We start from the raw sequence: 17,021 nt of genomic DNA on the forward strand, positions 1-17,021 counted from the left end.
GCCGGGGCAATATACACGGCGAATTCTCGATATTGGTGACACCGCAAACCGATGCGGCGTGACCGGTTCTGGCGGGCCGCGGCGGGGGCTTGCCCCGCCGGAGCGTCAGCGCTTCCTGAAGATGTCGCGCGCCGCCTCGATGGTGGCGGCGATGTCTTCGTCGGTGTGGGCCGCGCTCACGAAGCCGGCTTCGTACAGGGCCGGCGCAATGTAGACACCGCGCTCGAGCAGGCCATGGAACAGCGCGTTGAACTGCGCGTTGTCGGTGGTCATGACGGTCGCGTAGTTCTGCGGCAGGTCGTTCATCAGGAAGAAGCCGAACATGCCGCCTTCGCTGTCGGCGTTGAAGGGCTGGCCTTCGGCGGCGGCCGCGGCCTTCAGGCCGTCGACCAGCGTGCGCGTCTTCTGGCCGAGCGCTTCATAGAAGCCGGGCTTGGAAATTTCCTTCAGCGTGGCCAGGCCGCAGGCCGTGGCCACCGGGTTGCCCGACAGCGTGCCGGCCTGGTAGACCGGGCCCAGCGGCGCGAGCTGCTCCATGATGGCGCGCGGGCCGCCGAAGGCCGCCAGGGGCATGCCGCCGCCAATGACCTTGCCGAGCACCGTGAGGTCGGGCTTGACGCCCAGCACGCCCTGCGCGCCGTGCAGGCCCACGCGAAAGCCGGTCATCACCTCGTCGAAGATCAGCAGCGCGCCGTGCTGCGTACAGAGCTCGCGGCAGCGCTTTGCAAATTCGGGCGTGGCGCGCACGAAGTTCATGTTGCCGGCAATGGCCTCGATCATCAGGCAGGCAAGGTCGTTGCCGTGCAGCGCGAAGGCCTCTTCGAGCTGCTGCAGGTTGTTGTACTCGAGCACGACGGTGTGCTGCACCACCTCGGGCGGCACGCCGGCCGAGGTCGGGTTGCCGAAGGTGGCCAGGCCGGAGCCGGCCTTCACCAGCAGCGCGTCGGCATGGCCGTGGTAGCAGCCTTCGAACTTGATGATGCTCTTGCGCCCGGTGGCGCCGCGCGCCAGGCGCAGCGCGCTCATGGCGGCTTCTGTGCCGGAGCTCACCAGGCGCACCATGTCCATGGAGGGCACCAGCGCGAGGATGGCCTCGGCCAGTTCGATCTCGCGCTCGGTGGGGGCGCCGTAGGAGAAGCCTTCGAGCACGGCCTTCTGCACCGCTTCGACCACGGCGGGGTGGCCGTGGCCCAGGATCATCGGACCCCAGGAGCCGATGTAGTCGATGTAGCGCTTGTCGTTGGCGTCCCAGAAATAGGCGCCTTGGGCGCGCTTTATGAACCGGGGCGTGCCGCCCACGGCCTTGAAGGCACGCACGGGCGAGTTCACGCCGCCGGGAATCACGGCGCGGGCGCGCTCGAAAAGAATGTCGTTCTGGTCAGTCATCAGTGTCGGGTGTCGTGAGGGGGCAGGGCAAAGTCCTGGGGAACGTCGGGCGCGTCGTCGTCTTCATCGTCGTCCTCGGGCTCGGCCCAGAACAGGCGGTCGGGCAGCACGTGGCCCATGCCGGGGCGGAAACCCGCGTCCAGGCAGCGGTCCATGTAGGCCAGCGCTTCGGAGGCGGCGGCGGCCAGGTCGGTGCCGCTGGCCAGCAGGGCGGCCAGCGCGGCCGACAGGGTGTCGCCGGCACCGGCAAACACGGCCTCGAGCCGCTCGTACTTCTCGCTGGCCAGCACCGACTGCGGCGAGGCCAGCACGTTGTCGATGAACTGCTCGGGCAGCACCATGCCGGTCACCAGCGTGTAGGGCACGCCGAACTCGCCGGCGGCCTTGGCAATGTCGCGCGCGGTGGGTGGGCGCTCGCCGCTCCAGTCCGGCAGCAGCCAGCGCCACAGGGTGCTGTGGTTTCCAACCAACACGGTTGTTTGCGGCAGAACAAGTTCTCTGAACGCGTCCAGATAGGGCTCTATGAGGTTTTCGTCCCACCACGACAGGTTGGGCATGTAGGCCACCACGGGCACCTCGGGGTAGTCGGCGGCGGTCTCCGCGATGGTGCTCAGCGCCTCCGGGCTGCCGACAAAACCCACCTTGATCAATTGCACCTCCACGTCCTCCAGGATGGCGCGCGCCTGCTCGGCGATGGCCTCTTCGTCGAAGGGGAAGTGGTCGAATATCTCGGCCGTGTCCCGGGCGTAGGCGCCTGTGACCACGGGCAGGATGTGTGCGCCCACCGACGCCATGGCCAGCGCGTCGGCGGCCAGCCCGCCCGCCCCGCTCGGGTCGCTGGCGTTGAACACCAGCACGCACGGCGGATTCAGGTCGCGCTCGGCAACCTCGTCCCCGTCCTGCGGGGGGTCGTTAAGATCGCCCGGTTTGCGGGCGTTATCTGCTGGAAGTAAGTAGATGGTCATACGCCGGGCTGAATCCCCTGGATGGTGGCATAGGCGCGACGTTTACAGTCTGCCAGTGAGATACGCATAGATACACTCGTTGCATTTAATGAACAAGGACTTTAAGCTCCGATGAACACGAAAACTTGGATGTGCCTGATTTGTGGGTGGATCTATGACGAAGCGGTTGGTGTGCCGGAAGACGGTATCGCGGCAGGCACGGCCTGGGCGGATGTTCCGATGAACTGGACCTGTCCTGAGTGCGGTGCGCGCAAGGAAGACTTCGAAATGGTTGAAATCTGAAAGCATGGCATAGATAGAGCTACGCGGTCTGCGTCGATGTTCGGCGCGGCGGGCTCCCAAGTCTCATGAGCAGGAGCTTTTGCTATGGGCCCGAATGGATCCGGTTACAAGGTGCTTGTCATCGATGACAGCAACACCATCCGGCGCAGTGCCGAGATTTTTCTGAAGCAGGGTGGGCACGAGGTTCTTCTCGCGGAAGACGGCTTCGACGCGCTCTCCAAGGTTAACGACCACAAGCCGCATCTGATCTTCTGCGACATCCTGATGCCGCGGCTCGACGGGTATCAGACCTGCGCCATCATCAAGCGCAACGCGCATTTCTCCAACGTGCCGGTCGTCATGCTGTCCTCCAAGGACGGTGTATTCGACAAGGCACGCGGCCGCATGGTCGGCTCTCAGGACTACCTGACCAAGCCCTTCACCAAAGACCAGCTGCTGCAGGCCGTGCAGCAGTTTGGCATCGTTCAACAGGAAGCGCAGTAATGGCTATTCGAAAAATCCTCGTCGTCGACGACTCCAAGACGGAACTGATGTTCCTGACCGACCTGCTCCAGAAGAACGGTTTTGCGGTCAAGACGGCCGAAAACGCCGACGACGCCATGCGCCGCCTCGAGGAAGAGCATCCCGACCTGATCCTCATGGACGTCGTCATGCCCGGCCAGAACGGCTTTCAGCTCACGCGCGCCATTGCCCGCGACCCGAAGTACGCGGCCATTCCGATCATTCTGTGCACCAGCAAGAACCAGGAAACGGACCGCGTCTGGGGCATGCGCCAAGGCGCACGCGACTACATCGTGAAGCCAGTCAACGCGGCCGATCTGATGTCCAAGATCAGCGCGCTGAACTGAGCAAGAGCCTGCCCAGTCCATGGCGAATCGCGACGCTCTGAGAGCCTTCCAGTCCCGGCTGGCGAGCCGCCTGCAGGCCGCTCGCACGACCGGCGTGGCGGCCACGTGGCTGGCGGTCGAGGCGGGGGAGGGCAAGTTCCTTTTCCCGCTGGGACACGCCGGCGAAATCTTTCCCTGGACGCCGCCCCAGCCCGTGCCCTACACGGAGCCGTGGTTCCTTGGCGTGGCCAACCTGCGCGGCGGCCTGTACGGCGTGGTGCAGCTGTCGGCTTTTGCCGCCGGCGGCGCGCCCGCGCAGGCCACCTCCGAGGCGGCGCGCGTCCAGTCGCGGCTTGTTGCATTCAACGAGCTGCTCGAAGTCAACTGCGCATTGCTGGTCGACCGGCTGGCGGGGTTGCGGGGCGCGGAGGCCTTCACGGCGTCCGAGCCACCCGGCGCAGACGCACCTGCCTGGCACGGGCATCTGTACACCGACGCGGCAGGAGAGCGCTGGCAGGAAATCAACCTGCAAGCCCTTTCGCAGCAACCCCAGTTTTTGAGTATTGGTGCGTAGTGCCTCGGCACAAAGCACCCGAAACCACCTGAAGGACCGACCGTGAGCTCGATCGCCGACAAGTTCAAGAAATTACTGCCCCCCTCCAACGGCAACGAAAAGGCCCGCGTCGACGGCTCCGGTTCCACGTTATCGATCGACAACGTCGATACGGTCCAGGTGCCGGACGAAAAGACCGTGCGCCTGGCCAGCAATGGCGGCGTCTCTTCGCCCACGGACACCAGCTTCGGTGACCTCGACCTGCCCGGCGGCGGCGACGCCGCCAACGAGCCGGCCGCCGCGGTGGCCGAGCCCGTGCCAAACGCTTCGAGTGGCGGCGCCGCTTCCGGCCTGGCCAGGCAACAGCGCATTCTGGCCATCCTGCTGGCCGTGGTCGTGCTGCTGCTGCTGCTGGTGGCCGGCTCCGCCATTCTTCGCGCCGAACGCCTCGCGCAGCAGGTGGCGGCCACCGGCCAGTCGCTGATGCAGTCGCAGCGTCTGGCCAAGTCGATCTCGCAGGCCCTCGTGGGCAGCGCCTCGGCGTTCGTCGAAGTGAAGGACAGCGCGGACGACCTTTCGCGTCGCGTGGCCGGCCTGACCAACGGCGACGACGCGTTGCGCCTGGAGCGCGTGGGCAACCAGTACGACGAGGAGATGAACAAGATCAATCCTCTGGTCACCCGCGCCGACACCAGCGCCAAGGCCGTGCTGGCCCAGCGCCAGATCCTGACGCAGGTGGGTGCCGCCTTGCGCGACATCAACCAGCAGTCGTCCACGCTGCTTGAAATGACGGAAACCGTTGCGTCGCTGAAGATGCAGCAAAACGCCACGCTGCCCGAGATTTCGGCCGCCGGCCAGCTGGTGATGCTGACGCAGCGCATCGGCAAGTCGACCAACGAGTTCTTCACGGTCGAGGGTGTGAACCCCGACGCCGTGTTCCTGCTGGGCAAGGACCTGAACACCTTCCAGGAAACCACCCGCGGCCTGCTCGACGGCAATGCGCAACAGCGCTTCCCCGGCTCGCGCGACCCGCAAACGCGCGAACAGCTCGAAGCCATTCTGAAGACCTACGAGCAGATGCGCACGCAGGCCTCCGCCATTCTGGGCAACCTGCAGGGCCTGGTGGCCGCGCGCGAAGCGCAAGCGTCCATCCTGACCGACAGCGAACCCCTGCGCAAGGCGCTGGGCGACCTGCAGGACAAGCTCTCGGCCCGCACCGGCCTGGGCGCCGGCACCATCGTGCTGCTGTTCGTGCTGTCGCTGGCCGCCCTGGCCCTGGCCGGCGCCATCGGTTTCGTGCAGGTGCGCGAAGGCCGTGAACGTGCCGCCGTGGCCGAACGCGAACGTCTGGCGGCCGAGCAGGCTTCCGACGAAGCCGGCCGCGTGAACAACGCCAACCAGGCCGCCATTCTTCGCCTGATGAACGAACTGCAAACCGTGGCCGAAGGCGACCTGACGCAGGAAGCCACCGTGACCGAGGACATCACCGGCGCCATTGCCGACTCGGTGAACTACACGGTGGAAGAACTGCGCCTGCTGGTGGGCAACGTGCAGAACACGGCCACCCGCGTGGCGCAAACCACGTCGCAGGTGGAAAGCACCTCGACCGAGCTGCTGGCCGCCTCCACCGAACAGCTGCGCGAAATTCGGGAAACCGGCCAGTCGGTGCTGACCATGGCCGAGCGAATCAACGGCGTGTCCTCGCAAGCGCAAGAGTCCGCCACGGTGGCGCGCCAGTCGCTGCAGGCCGCGTCCTCGGGTCTGCAGGCCGTGCAGAACGCCATCGGCGGCATGAACTCCATTCGCGACCAGATTCAGGAAACCTCCAAGCGCATCAAGCGCCTGGGCGAGTCGTCGCAGGAAATTGGCGAAATCACCGAGCTGATTTCGGACATTACCGAACAGACCAACGTGCTGGCACTCAACGCCGCCATTCAAGCGGCATCGGCCGGTGAAGCCGGCCGAGGCTTCTCGGTGGTGGCCGAAGAAGTGCAGCGACTGGCTGAACGCTCCGCGGACGCCACGCGCCAGATTTCCGCGCTGGTGAAGGCGATTCAGACCGACACCCAGGACGCGGTGGGCGCCATGGAGCGCTCCACGCAGGGTGTGGTCGAAGGGGCCAAGCTGTCCGACAACGCGGGTACCGCGCTGACCGAAATTGACCGCGTGTCGCGCCGCCTTGCAGACCTGATCGAGCAGATTTCGCAGTCCGCCTCCCGCGAAGCCGATTCGGCCAACGTGGTGGCCGCGAACATCCAGCACATTTTTGCCGTGACGGAACAGACCGGCGAAGGCACGCGCACCACGGCCCAGCAGGTGCGCGAGCTCTCGCAGATGGCCGAAGAGCTGCGCCGCTCGGTGGCCCGTTTCAAGATCGCCTGACCTTCCGATAGACAAGAACGGCGAGCACCCAACGTGTCGATTCAAACCCCTGCCACGGCCCCTCTTGCCGGCACCGCGCCGGCCACCGAAGACCTGGGGCCTTTGGCCTGGGTGCTGGGAGAAATTCAGAAATCCCTCGACGTCGTGGGCAAGTCGTTGCGCCGCTACGTGGGCGCCGCGGCGGAGCCCGAGAGCGGCCCGCTGCAAATGGCCCGCCAGCAACTGCACCAGGCCGTCGGCGCGCTGCAGATGGTGGGGCACCCCTCGCCCGCGCTGGTGCTCGGCGCCATCGAGTTCGCGGTGCAAGGCTTCATTGCCGAGCCGCTGCGCTGCACCGAAGCAGCCGTGCTCAAGATCGAGCGCGCCGGCTTCGCCGTGACCGATTTCCTCAACGCCCTGCTGGCAGGCAAGTCCGTGTCGTCGGTGGCGTTGTTCCCGCAGTACCGCGACGTGCTGGAGCTGGTGGGCAACGAACGCGTGCACCCGGCCGACCTGTGGAGCACCGCCTGGCGCTGGGTCGAGGTGAAGCCGCCGCTCACGCAGGCCGCCATTGCCTACGACCCCGCCGTGCGCTCCAAGCTCGACCGCGAAGTGCTGCAGCTGGTCAAGACCGGCGACACGCAGGCCGCACGCCGGTTGCATGCGCTGTGCCTGGGCCTCGGTCGTGGTGCGCTGCTGCCCCGCGTGGCGAGTTTCTGGACCCTGGCCGCCGGCTTCTTCGAGGCGCTGGGCGCCGGCCTGATCCTGCCCGACCACTATGTGAAGCGTGCCGCCTCGCGCGTGCTGCTGCAGTACGCCACGCTCGCGCGCGGCGACAGCGTGGTGTCCGACCGGCTCGGCCAGGACCTGCTGTTCTTCTGCGCACAGGCCGTGCCCACCGCCAATGACGACACCGCCACGCTGCGCACCGTGCGCAGCGCCTGGGGCATTGGCGGCGAGCCGCACATCGACTACACCGTCGAGCAGTTCGGCCGCTTCGATCCGCTGGTGCTGCAACAGGCCCGCAAGCGCATCGAGACCTCCAAGGAAATGTGGTCGGCGCTGTCGGGCGGCGATGTCACCCGCATGCGCCAGGTGGCCGACACCTTCGCGCAACTGGGCGAGTCGCTGCACAAGCTGCACCCGCCGAGCCAGCCGATGGTGCAGGCCCTGACCCATGCCGTCGAAGCCTCGCTCCGTTCGGGCCAGGCGCCCGGCACCGAACTGGCGATGGAAGTCGCCACGTCGGTGCTGTACCTGGAAGCCGCGCTCGAAGACCTCGACCCGAGCGACCCGCAGCTCACCTCGCGCACGCTTCAGCTCGCAGGGCGCATCGAGCGCGTGCGCGAAGGCGGCCACTCCGAGCCGCTCGAAGCGTGGATGGAAGACCTGTACCGCCGCGTGAGCGACCGCCAGACCATGGGCACCGTGGTCGACGAACTGCGCAGCCACCTGAGCGAGCTTGAAAAGTCGCTCGACCAGTACTTCCGCCGGCCGGCCGAAAAAGGCCTGCTGCGCACCGTGCCCACGCAGCTGCTGCAGATGCGCGGCGTGTTCTCCGTGCTTGGCCTGGACCAGGCCGCGCTCACCGTGCAGCGCATGCGCGACGACGTCGAGGCGATGCTCATCAGCACCTCGCCCGCCGAGGAAATGGCCGGCTTCGACGCGCTGGGCAACAACCTGGGCGCGCTGGGTTTCCTGATCGACATGCTGGGCTACCAGCCCGCGCTGGCCAAGCGCCTGTTCGTGTTCGACGCCGACGCCGGCGAACTCAAGCCGCTGATGGGCCGCCATGCGAGCGACCCCGTGGCCGAAGGCGCCGCGCCGAGCGAGCCGCCGGCCGTGCAGTCGGTGCTCAGCATCGAAGAGGTCGACGCCCAGATCGCCTCCAAGCTGGCCGCGCTCGCCACGCCCAACCGCAAGGCCAAGGTCTCGCCGATCGAGGAGTTCAGCAACAAGGCAGACAGCTGGACGAACAAGATTTCCGGCCCTTCGGCGCTGCCCGACACCGAAGTCACCGAGCTCGAAGAAGACGACCTGCAGAACATCTTCCTGGACGAAGCCCGCGAAGTGGTCGAAGCCGGTCTGGCCGCCATTGCCGAACTGGCCAGCTACCCGGACGACACCGAAGAACTCACGATCCTGCGCCGTGCCTTCCACACGCTCAAGGGCAGCTCGCGCATGGTCGGCCTCACCGACTTCGGCGACGCCGCCTGGTCGCTCGAACAGGTGCTCAACACCTGGCTGGCCGACCAGCGCGCCGCCACGCCGGAGCTGCTGGCGGGCACCGAAAGAACGCTGAAGGAATTCAGCGAATGGGTCGAAGCCATTGCCGGGGGCCACGCCCACGGCTGGCAAGCCTCGCAGTTCAGCCGCGTGGCCCATGCGCTGCTGGCCGGCGAGCCCGTGCCCCCACCGGTGCGTGTGGCCGATGCGCAGGCCCTGGCGGTTGCTGCGCGCCACATTGCTGCTGAAGCCCCGGTGCAGGCACTTGCCGCGGCACCTGTGGCCCCGCTGCCGACGCTGCCCGCCTTGCCGGACCTGCCCGATCTCGACCTCTCCCTGGCCGATGCGACGCCTGCGCCCGCACCGGTCGCACCCGACGCCTTCGAGACCGTGTCGTGGGACGAGCCCGCGCGCCCCGCCGCGCCCGAGGCCGACGACGACTTTGCGTCCACCGACTTCCTGGACTTCGACTCGAAGCAGACCACCGAGCCGGCACCGCTGCTCAGCCTGCCGAGCGGCGAAGAGTTCGACTTCCTGGCGCATGCCAGGAAGCCTGCGCGCCCCGAGCCTGAGTTTGTGCCCGCGCCCGTTGCCGTGCATGTCGCGCCGGAACCCGAGCCCGAAGCGATCGAGCCCGCACCCGAAGTGATCGAGGCGACCCTGCCCGACTTCGACTGGGAACCCGAGCCGCTGCCCGTGCATGTTGCCGAGCCCGAAGTCATCGAAGCCGCCGCGCTGCCGACCGAAGCGACCTGGGCCGAACCCGAGTCGGTGCTGGCGATCGAGCCCGAGCCGGCGCCGGTGGCAGAGGCCGAGACCGAGACCGAGACCGAGACCGAGACCGAAGCCGCACCCGCGGTGGCCGAAGTCATCGCACCCATCTTCGAAGCGCCGCCCGAGCCTGTCGAGCCGCAGATCCTCGTGGCCGACGACGTGCCGCAAGCACCCGAAGTGCCCGAAGTGCTGGAAGTGCCCGAAGTTTCGGAACTGCCGCAAGCCGTCGAAGTGCCCGAGCCGGTGATGGTCGCCGAGCCGGAGCCCGAACCGGCGCCTGCGCTCACCGCCCCGGCTGCCCCTGCCGAAGCACCGCAGATCGCCGAAGAACTCACCGCCAGCGCCGAAGACCAGGTCAAGGTCATCGGCCCGCTGCGCATCGGCATCGCGCTGTACAACGTCTACCTCAACGAGGCCGACGAATGGTCTCGCCAGCTGGCCACCGACGTGGGCGAATGGGCGCTCGAATCGCACGAGCGCCTGCCTGATTCCACCGTGGCGCTGGCCCATTCGCTGGCCGGCAGCTCGGCCACCGTGGGCTTCCACAGCCTGTCGGGCATGGCCCGCCTGCTCGAAGCCGCGCTGCAGCATCTGCAAATGCAGGGCAGCGGCACGCGTGCACAAGGCCTGGTGCTGGTGGCCGCGGCCGACGAACTGCGCCGCCTGCTGCATCAGTTTGCGGTCGGCTTCCTGCGCGACCCGGCCGAAGGCACGCTGCAGGCGCTGCGCGACATCGCCGCATCGCCGATGCCCACCGAACTGGCCATGCGCGCCGAAACCCGGCCGCTGCTGCAAGTGGTGGTGCACGACAGCATTGCCGACGTGGCGCTGGACGACTCCGAAGACGCCATCGACCTGGCCGACGCGGTCGACGTCGACCTGTTCCCCATCTTCGAGGAAGAGGCCGCCGAACTGCTGCCGCAACTGGGCGAAGCGCTGCGCCAGTGGGCGCACCACCCCGACGACAGCGCACCGCGCGCGTCGGTGCTGCGCACGCTGCACACGCTCAAGGGCAGTGCCCGCCTGGCCGGCGCCATGCGCCTGGGCGAGCGCGCGCACCGCATGGAGTCGGAGATCGAAGTTCTGGGCTCCCAGGGCGCCGAACGCTCCGACATTGAAAAGCTGCTCGGTCGCCTCGACGCGCTGCAGGCCACCTTCGACGCGCTGCGCGCGGCGGACGACGCCACGCAGGTCGAGCTGGCGCAGATCGTGGCATCGGCCGCGGCCTCCGCACCGGCTGCCCAACTGGTGCACGTGGCGTCCGACGCGCCGGCGAACGACGAAACGGCCGCGCCGTTCGTTGGCAATGCCGAGCAAGACGCCGCCGCACCCGCCGGGCCCACCATGCTGCGCCCGCGCCCCGCACCCGCCTTGCTCGCACCGCTGCGTACGTCCACCGGCCAGGCCGTGCGCATCCGCACCCAGCTGCTCGACCGCCTGGTCGCGCAGACCGGCGAGGTCATCATCACGCGCTCGCGCCTGGAGGCCGAACTCGGTCAACTGCGCGGCTCGCTGGCCGACCTCACGGGCAACCTGGACCGCCTGCGTCAGCAGCTGCGCGACATCGAAGTGCAGGCCGAAAGCCAGATGCAGTCCCGCCTGGCGCAAGCCAAGGACTCGCAGCAGAGCTTCGACCCGCTGGAGTTCGACCGCTTCACGCGGGTACAGGAACTCACGCGCATGATGGCCGAGTCGGTCAACGACGTGGCCACCGTGCAGCGCACGCTGCAAAAGACGGTGCAGGCCACGGAAGACGACCTCAGCGTGCAGGCGCGCCAGACGCGCGAACTGCAGCGCAACCTGCTGCGCACGCGCATGGTGGAGTTCGAAGGCATCTCCGACCGCCTGTACCGCGTGGTGCGCCAGGCCTCCAAGGACACCGGCAAGCAGGTGCGCCTGGACATCGTCGGCGGCTCCATCGAGATGGACCGCGGCGTGCTGGACCGCATGACGCCCGCCTTCGAGCACCTGCTGCGCAACTGCGTGGCCCACGGTATCGAGGACGCGGCGGCGCGCGAGAAGGCCGGCAAGGACGCGAGCGGGCTGATCGTCATCGACCTGCACCATGAGGGCAACGACGTCTCGGTGAGCTTCCGCGACGACGGCGCCGGCCTGGACCACCAACGCATTGCCGAGCGTGCCCGCACGCTGGGCCTGCTGGGCGCCGACCAAACGCTGTCGCCCGAAGAAGCCACCGAGCTGATCTTCAAGCCCGGCTTCTCGACCGCCGGGCAGGTGTCCGAGCTGGCCGGCCGCGGCATCGGCATGGACGTGGTGCGCTCGCAGATTGCGGCCATCGGCGGGCGCATCGAAACGCTGAGCACCGCGGGCCAGGGCACCACCTTCAAGCTGGTGCTGCCGCTGACCACCGCCGTGACGCACGTGGTGATGCTGCGCGCGGGCGAGGTGTCGATCGGCGTGCCGTCCAATCTGGTGGAACTGGTGCAGCGCGTGAACGCCACCGACCTGCAGTCGGCCTACCAGAACAACAGCCATCCCTTTGGCAGCGAACAGGTGCCGTTCTACTGGGCCGGCGCGCTGCTGCAGCACTCCACGCGCAGCGAACAGGTGGCCGCCAAGAGCAACACGCTGGTGGTGGTGCGAAGCGCGGCGCAACGCGTGGCGCTGCACGTCGACGAAGTGCTGGGCAACCAGGAAGTCGTGGTGAAGAACCTCGGCCCGCAGCTTGCGCGGCTGCCCGGCCTGGCCGGCATCTCGGTGCTGGCCTCGGGCGCCGTGGCGCTCATCTACAACCCGGTGGCGCTGGCGGCGGTGCACGGCGATCTGGCGCGCGAGCGCCAGGCCGCCGCGCTGGTGCCTGCCCATGCCGACGCCGACAGCGGCGCGCCGCAGGCACCGGTCACGCTGGCGCCGGTGGTGCCTCAGGTGCCGCTGGTGCTGGTGGTGGACGACTCCATCACCGTGCGCCGCGTCACGCAGCGCCTGCTGCAGCGCGAAGGCTATCGCGTGTCGCTTGCGGCCGACGGCCTGCAGGCGCTGGAGCGGCTGCAGCAGGAGCGCCCGGCGGTGGTGCTGTCGGACATCGAGATGCCCCGCATGGACGGCTTCGACCTGGCCCGCAACATCCGCGCCGACGCCGCGCTGGCCGAGCTGCCGATCATCATGATCACCTCGCGCATTGCCGAGAAGCACCGCGACTACGCGCGCACGCTGGGCGTGAACCACTACCTGGGCAAGCCCTACTCGGAAGAGGAGCTGCTGCGCCTGGTGCGGGCGTACACGAGCGAGGCGGCATTGGCGGACGCGGCCTGACGCCTGTTGCCTGTTGCCTGTTGCCGCCTCTGCGGCGCGCCATCAAGAAAAGGCCCCTCGGGGCCTTTTCTTTTGGGTCCGACCAGCGGCTTGCCGGCCTCTCAGTTACCGGTGATCGTCAGATCGATCTTTTGTGCCAATGCCGCGTCGCGTGCCTCTTGCGGCAGCCCTGCATCGCAGACCCAGTGCGTCACCGCGCCGAAGGGGACCACCGAAACCAGCGCGCGCTGGCCCCACTTGTTGCTGTCGACAATGGCACACACGTGCCGGCTGCGCGCCATCACCGCATGCTTGACCTGCGTCTCCAGGTGGTTGGTGTTGGTCCAGCCGGCGTCGGCATCGACACCGCGCGCGCCCATGAAGAACAGGTCGAAGTGGAAATTCGCCACCTGCGCCAGCGTCATCGGCCCCACGGCGCTCACGCCGGTGGCGTAGATCTCACCGCCGATGGCGTAGATGTCGTAGGGCGTGCGGCCGACCAGTTCGGCGGCGATGTTGATGCCGTTGGTGATGATCGCGAGCTTCTTCACGTCCTTCAGCCCCTGCAGGATCGCACGGGCCACTTCCATCGAGGTGGTGCCGGCATCCAGATAGATCGACCAGCCGTCGCGGACAAGACCCGCCGCGGCCAGGCCGATCTGCTGCTTCTGCGACGAGCCTTCCTGGATGCGCTCGCCGAACTCGGTGTCGCGGCCAATGGCCAGCGCGCCGCCGTGCACGCGCTTGAGCAGGCCCGCGTCGTGCATCTCCTGCAGGTCGCGGCGCAGCGTCATTTCCGACAGCGTGAACCGTCGCGCCATGTCGCTGACCCGGCAGGCACCCTCCTGCGCAAGCACCTTCAGGATCAGCATGTGGCGGTGCTCCGCCGTTGTCGCCTGCAGCGCTTCCTGGCGCGACGGATCGGACGGCGCCTGGGCTGTCGTCGGCACGGGGCTGGAAGCGTTTCGGGTCATTGCGGGTTTCTTTGTCTACTTGTCCTGCCCATAGTAGGCGTGGGCGCCGTGCTTGCGTTCGTAGTGCTTGCGGATCACCGCAGGCGGCAGCTCGCGCGCCATCGGATCGATCGCGTGTGTGAGGTAGGCCATCTGCGCCAATTCCTCGAGCACGCGTGCGTTGTACACGGATTTCATCGCGGTCTTTCCCCAGGTGAACGGTCCGTGACAAGACACCACGATCATCTCGACCTCCTGCGGCGAGATGCCCTGCATTCTCCGCACGATCTGGTGGCCGGTTTCCTCTTCGTAGTCCCTGGCCACCGCTTCGTCGCTGATGACCTCGGTGACCGGCACCGCCACCTGCAGGTGGTCCGCATGGGTGGTGCCGTAGATGGGAATGGGACGCCTGGCCTGAGCCCAGGCGACGGCATGCACCGAGTGGGTGTGGCAGACGCCTCCGATGCCCTCGAACGCACGGTAGAGCACCGCGTGGGTCTTCGTGTCGCTCGACGGGCGCAGCGACCCTTCGACCACGCTAGACGCCAGGTCGACCACCACCATGTCGTCGGCGGTCATCTGCGCGTAGGGCATGCCGCTCGGCTTGATGGCGAAGACGCCCTGTCGCGCATCGAACGCGCTCACGTTGCCGAAGGTGTACAGCGCCAGCGCCTGCTTCGGAATTTCCAGGTTGGCCTCGTAGGCCTCGCGCTTGAGTTCTCTATAGAGCGTCATGCAACGCCTCCTCTTTCTTCATTCCCTGGACCAGGGCGCCCGTTTCCCGATAGCGCCTGAACAGCTGGCGATACCGCGCGGCCTCCGCGGCCCGCGGCGCGTAGACCAGATCGAAGCCGCAGGCCATCGCCCGTTGCGCGGCCGGAATGTCCGCATGCACGCCGCACGCGACCGCCGCACACATCGCGGCCCCGAGGGCCACGGCCTGGTCCGACTTCGCCACGCGAATGCGCAGGTCGAACACGTCGGCCTGAATCTGCATCAGCAGCGCCGACTTGCGCGCCACGCCGCCGATGGCGAGCACTTCGTCGATGCGCACGCCCGCGTCGGTGAACCGGTCGACGATCGCCTTCGCGCCGAAGGCGGTGGCTTCGACCAGTGCGCGGTACAGCTGGGGCGCCGAACTGGCCAGCGACAGGCCGAAGAGGGCGCCGTGCAGCGTCTGGTCGGCATAGGGCGTGCGGCGCCCGTTGAGCCAGTCGAGCGCTGCCACGCCGTGTGCGCCGGGCGGCTCCAGCGCGGCGGCGCGCTCCAGCCTCGGAAGAAGTTCGGCACGAAGCGCGTCGCGGGCCGCGCCTTCGGGCAGCGACCACTCCAGGACGCGGGCGAACCAGGCGAAGGCGTCCCCCACGGCCGACTGTCCCGCCTCCAGGCCCACGGCACCGGCCATCACCGAACCGTCGACCTGGCCGCAGATGCCTTCGATCACGCGGTCGCCCAGTTCGTCGGTCGGGGTCAGCACGATGTCGCAGGTCGAGGTGCCCATGATCTTCACCAGCGTGTGCGCGCGGATGCCGGCGCCGACGGCGCCCATGTGGGCATCGAAGGCGCCCGCGCCGACCACCACTTCGACCGGCAGGCCCAGCCGGTCGGCCCAGGCGGGGGTGAGCGTGCCGATCGGCGTCTCGGCGGTCCAGGTGTCCTCGTACAGCCGCTCGCGGATGCCGTCGAGCAGCGGGTCGACATGGCTGAGGAAGGCCTGCGACGGCAGGCCGCCATGCCGGTCGTTCCACATCGCCTTGTGGCCGGCCGCGCATCGGCTGCGGCGCATCCGGTGCGGTGCACCGGTGCCCGTCAGTTCGGCCGGCAGCCAGTCGCAATGCTCCACCCAGCTCGCGGTGGCGGCGCGCACCTGCGCGTCGTGCCGGAACACCCACAGCAGGTTGGCCCAGTACCACTCGGCCGAGTAGACGCCCCCGACGTGCGCGGTGTAGTCGACGCCACCCCATGTCCTGGCGGCCGTGGTGATCTGCTCGGCCTCCAGGGTGGCGCTGTGGTCCTTCCACATCAGGAACATGGCGTTCGGGTTGTCGGCGAAGGCCGGCCGCAGCGCCAGCGGACAGCCGGTTTCGTCCACCGGTGCGGACGTGGAACCGGTGGTCGCAATGGACAGCCCGCGCACGCCCGCGCGCACCGCGGGGGCCACCTGCGACAGCGCCGTGCGCACTGCAAGGGTCAGGGCATCGAGGTGGTCCTGCGGATGCTGGCGAAAGATGCGCCGCGCGGGGTCGCAGTACAGGCCGGCCGCCCAGCGGGGAAAGGCCGCCACCGCACTGGCGATTTCCTCGCCGGTGGCGGTGTCCGCGATCACGCAGCGGCACGAGTCGGAGCCGAAGTCGACGCCGATGACATAGGTGCTGGACATCATGACGCGCGTGCTCAGTGTTGCGATTGCTTCTGGCGCCATCTGTCGATGACCACGGCCAGCAGGATCACGACGCCCTTGGCGACGTACTGCCAGAAGGACGAGACGCCCATGATGGTCAGGCCGTTGTTGATCACGCCGATGATCAGCGCGCCGATGATGGTTCCACCGATCGAGCCCACGCCGCCCATCAGGCTGGTGCCGCCCAGCACCACTGCCGCGATCGCGTCCAGCTCGTAGCCGCTGCCCCAGTTGCCGTTGGCGCCGAACAACCGGCTGGCCGACATGGCGCCGGCCAGGCCGGAGAACAGACCGCTGATCGCATAGACGAAGAGCAGCACGCCGCCCACGCCGATGCCCGTCAGCCGCGCCGCTTCCGGATTGCCGCCCACCGCGTAGATGTGCAGGCCCAGGATGGTCTTGCGCAGGATGACCCACGACAGCAGCGTCACGCCGGCGGCGATCCACACCAGCCAGGGCAGTCCGAGGAAGTCATCGTTGCCGATCCAGCCGAAGCTGGGAATCTCGCTGTTGAGCACCGTGGTGCCGTCCGCAAACAGGTAGGCCGCGCCGCGCAGCGCGGTCATGGTGCCCAGCGTCACGATGAACGGGTTGATCTTCAGCAGCGCCACCGTGGCGCCGTTGAGGAGGCCCGTCGCCAGGCCCGCGGCGAGGAACACCGGCAACGACATCGCCGCGTGCGGTGTGAGCGATGTCAGCATGCCCAGCACGGCGGACACGGCCAGCATCGAGCCCACCGAGAGGTCGATGCCGGCAGTCAGGATGACGAAGGTCATGCCGGCCGCCAGCACCAGGTTGATCGAGACCTGGCGCAGGATGTTCATGGTGTTCGCGGTGGTCGCGAAGTTCGAACTCCCGTCGCCCGAGACATAGACCGTCAGGCCCCAGAAGACGACATAGAGGATCAGCAGCGCGGGCAGCATGCCCAGCCGCTGCAGGATGCCGGCCGTATGGCCTGCACGGGCCGGCGCGGGAGTGGTGGAGGTAAGCGTCTTGGACATGGCGGTTTCTTGAAGGTGTGCGGCACTGCGGCAGCGTGCC

The 17,021-nt window shown here is 68.0% G+C and carries 12 protein-coding genes; 6 read left to right on the forward strand and 6 right to left on the reverse strand.

Going from position 1 to position 17,021, the window contains the following annotated elements:
• Positions 1-105 precede the first annotated feature (105 nt).
• Both hemL and VLK31_RS19915 read right to left on the reverse strand, forming a co-directional pair.
• The gene (hemL, locus tag VLK31_RS19910) at positions 106-1,386 is read right to left on the reverse strand and encodes a glutamate-1-semialdehyde 2,1-aminomutase (RefSeq protein ID WP_409170160.1); all 1,281 of its coding nucleotides are present in this window, start codon (positions 1,384-1,386) and stop codon (positions 106-108) included.
• The gene (locus VLK31_RS19915; RefSeq protein ID WP_409170161.1) at positions 1,386-2,351 is read right to left on the reverse strand and encodes a hydroxymethylpyrimidine/phosphomethylpyrimidine kinase; all 966 of its coding nucleotides are present in this window, start codon (positions 2,349-2,351) and stop codon (positions 1,386-1,388) included. Before VLK31_RS19915 ends, hemL begins: the two co-directional genes overlap by 1 nt.
• 111 nt (positions 2,352-2,462) lie before the next feature.
• Between VLK31_RS19915 and VLK31_RS19920 the strand changes: the two genes are divergently transcribed.
• From VLK31_RS19920 to VLK31_RS19945, 6 genes are all read left to right on the forward strand, one after another.
• Positions 2,463-2,633, forward strand: a complete 171-nt coding sequence (locus tag VLK31_RS19920; RefSeq protein ID WP_007838397.1) for a rubredoxin — start codon at positions 2,463-2,465, stop codon at positions 2,631-2,633.
• 84 nt (positions 2,634-2,717) lie between these two features.
• On the forward strand, positions 2,718-3,116 hold the full coding sequence (locus VLK31_RS19925) for a PleD family two-component system response regulator (RefSeq protein WP_081271091.1): 399 nt from the start codon (positions 2,718-2,720) through the stop codon (positions 3,114-3,116).
• Positions 3,116-3,481: a response regulator transcription factor gene (locus tag VLK31_RS19930; RefSeq protein WP_409170162.1), complete on the forward strand. Its 366-nt coding sequence runs from the start codon at positions 3,116-3,118 to the stop codon at positions 3,479-3,481. Before VLK31_RS19925 ends, VLK31_RS19930 begins: the two co-directional genes overlap by 1 nt.
• Before the next feature lie 19 nt (positions 3,482-3,500).
• Positions 3,501-4,034: a chemotaxis protein CheW gene (locus tag VLK31_RS19935; protein WP_409170163.1), complete on the forward strand. Its 534-nt coding sequence runs from the start codon at positions 3,501-3,503 to the stop codon at positions 4,032-4,034.
• 42 nt (positions 4,035-4,076) lie between these two features.
• Positions 4,077-6,395, forward strand: coding sequence for a methyl-accepting chemotaxis protein (locus VLK31_RS19940; protein WP_409170164.1), 2,319 nt, complete (start codon positions 4,077-4,079; stop codon positions 6,393-6,395).
• 33 nt (positions 6,396-6,428) lie between these two features.
• Entirely contained in the window at positions 6,429-12,647 is a 6,219-nt protein-coding gene (locus VLK31_RS19945) for an Hpt domain-containing protein (RefSeq protein ID WP_409170165.1), read from the forward strand.
• A gap of 101 nt (positions 12,648-12,748) precedes the next feature.
• Here VLK31_RS19945 and VLK31_RS19950 read toward each other — a convergent pair whose 3' ends face one another.
• From VLK31_RS19950 to VLK31_RS19965, 4 genes are read right to left on the reverse strand one after another with little or no spacing between them, the layout of a single operon-like run.
• Positions 12,749-13,600 carry a DeoR/GlpR family DNA-binding transcription regulator gene (locus VLK31_RS19950; protein WP_409170166.1) on the reverse strand — a complete coding sequence of 284 codons (852 nt, stop codon included), beginning with the start codon at positions 13,598-13,600 and terminating at the stop codon, positions 12,749-12,751.
• Between the two features lie 15 nt (positions 13,601-13,615).
• Positions 13,616-14,314: an L-ribulose-5-phosphate 4-epimerase AraD gene (gene araD, locus VLK31_RS19955; RefSeq protein WP_409170167.1), complete on the reverse strand. Its 699-nt coding sequence runs from the start codon at positions 14,312-14,314 to the stop codon at positions 13,616-13,618.
• A complete protein-coding gene (locus VLK31_RS19960) occupies positions 14,301-15,962 on the reverse strand; it encodes a ribulokinase (protein ID WP_409170168.1) in 1,662 nt (553 codons plus the stop codon). The genes araD and VLK31_RS19960 overlap by 14 nt, the downstream gene beginning before the upstream one ends.
• Positions 15,963-15,973: 11 nt before the next feature.
• A complete protein-coding gene (locus VLK31_RS19965) occupies positions 15,974-16,981 on the reverse strand; it encodes an ABC transporter permease subunit (protein ID WP_409170169.1) in 1,008 nt (335 codons plus the stop codon).
• Positions 16,982-17,021 lie beyond the last annotated feature (40 nt).

Origin of the sequence: Variovorax sp. H27-G14 (genome assembly GCF_046156345.1) — a bacterium.
Classification (GTDB): Bacteria; Pseudomonadota; Gammaproteobacteria; order Burkholderiales; family Burkholderiaceae_C; genus Variovorax.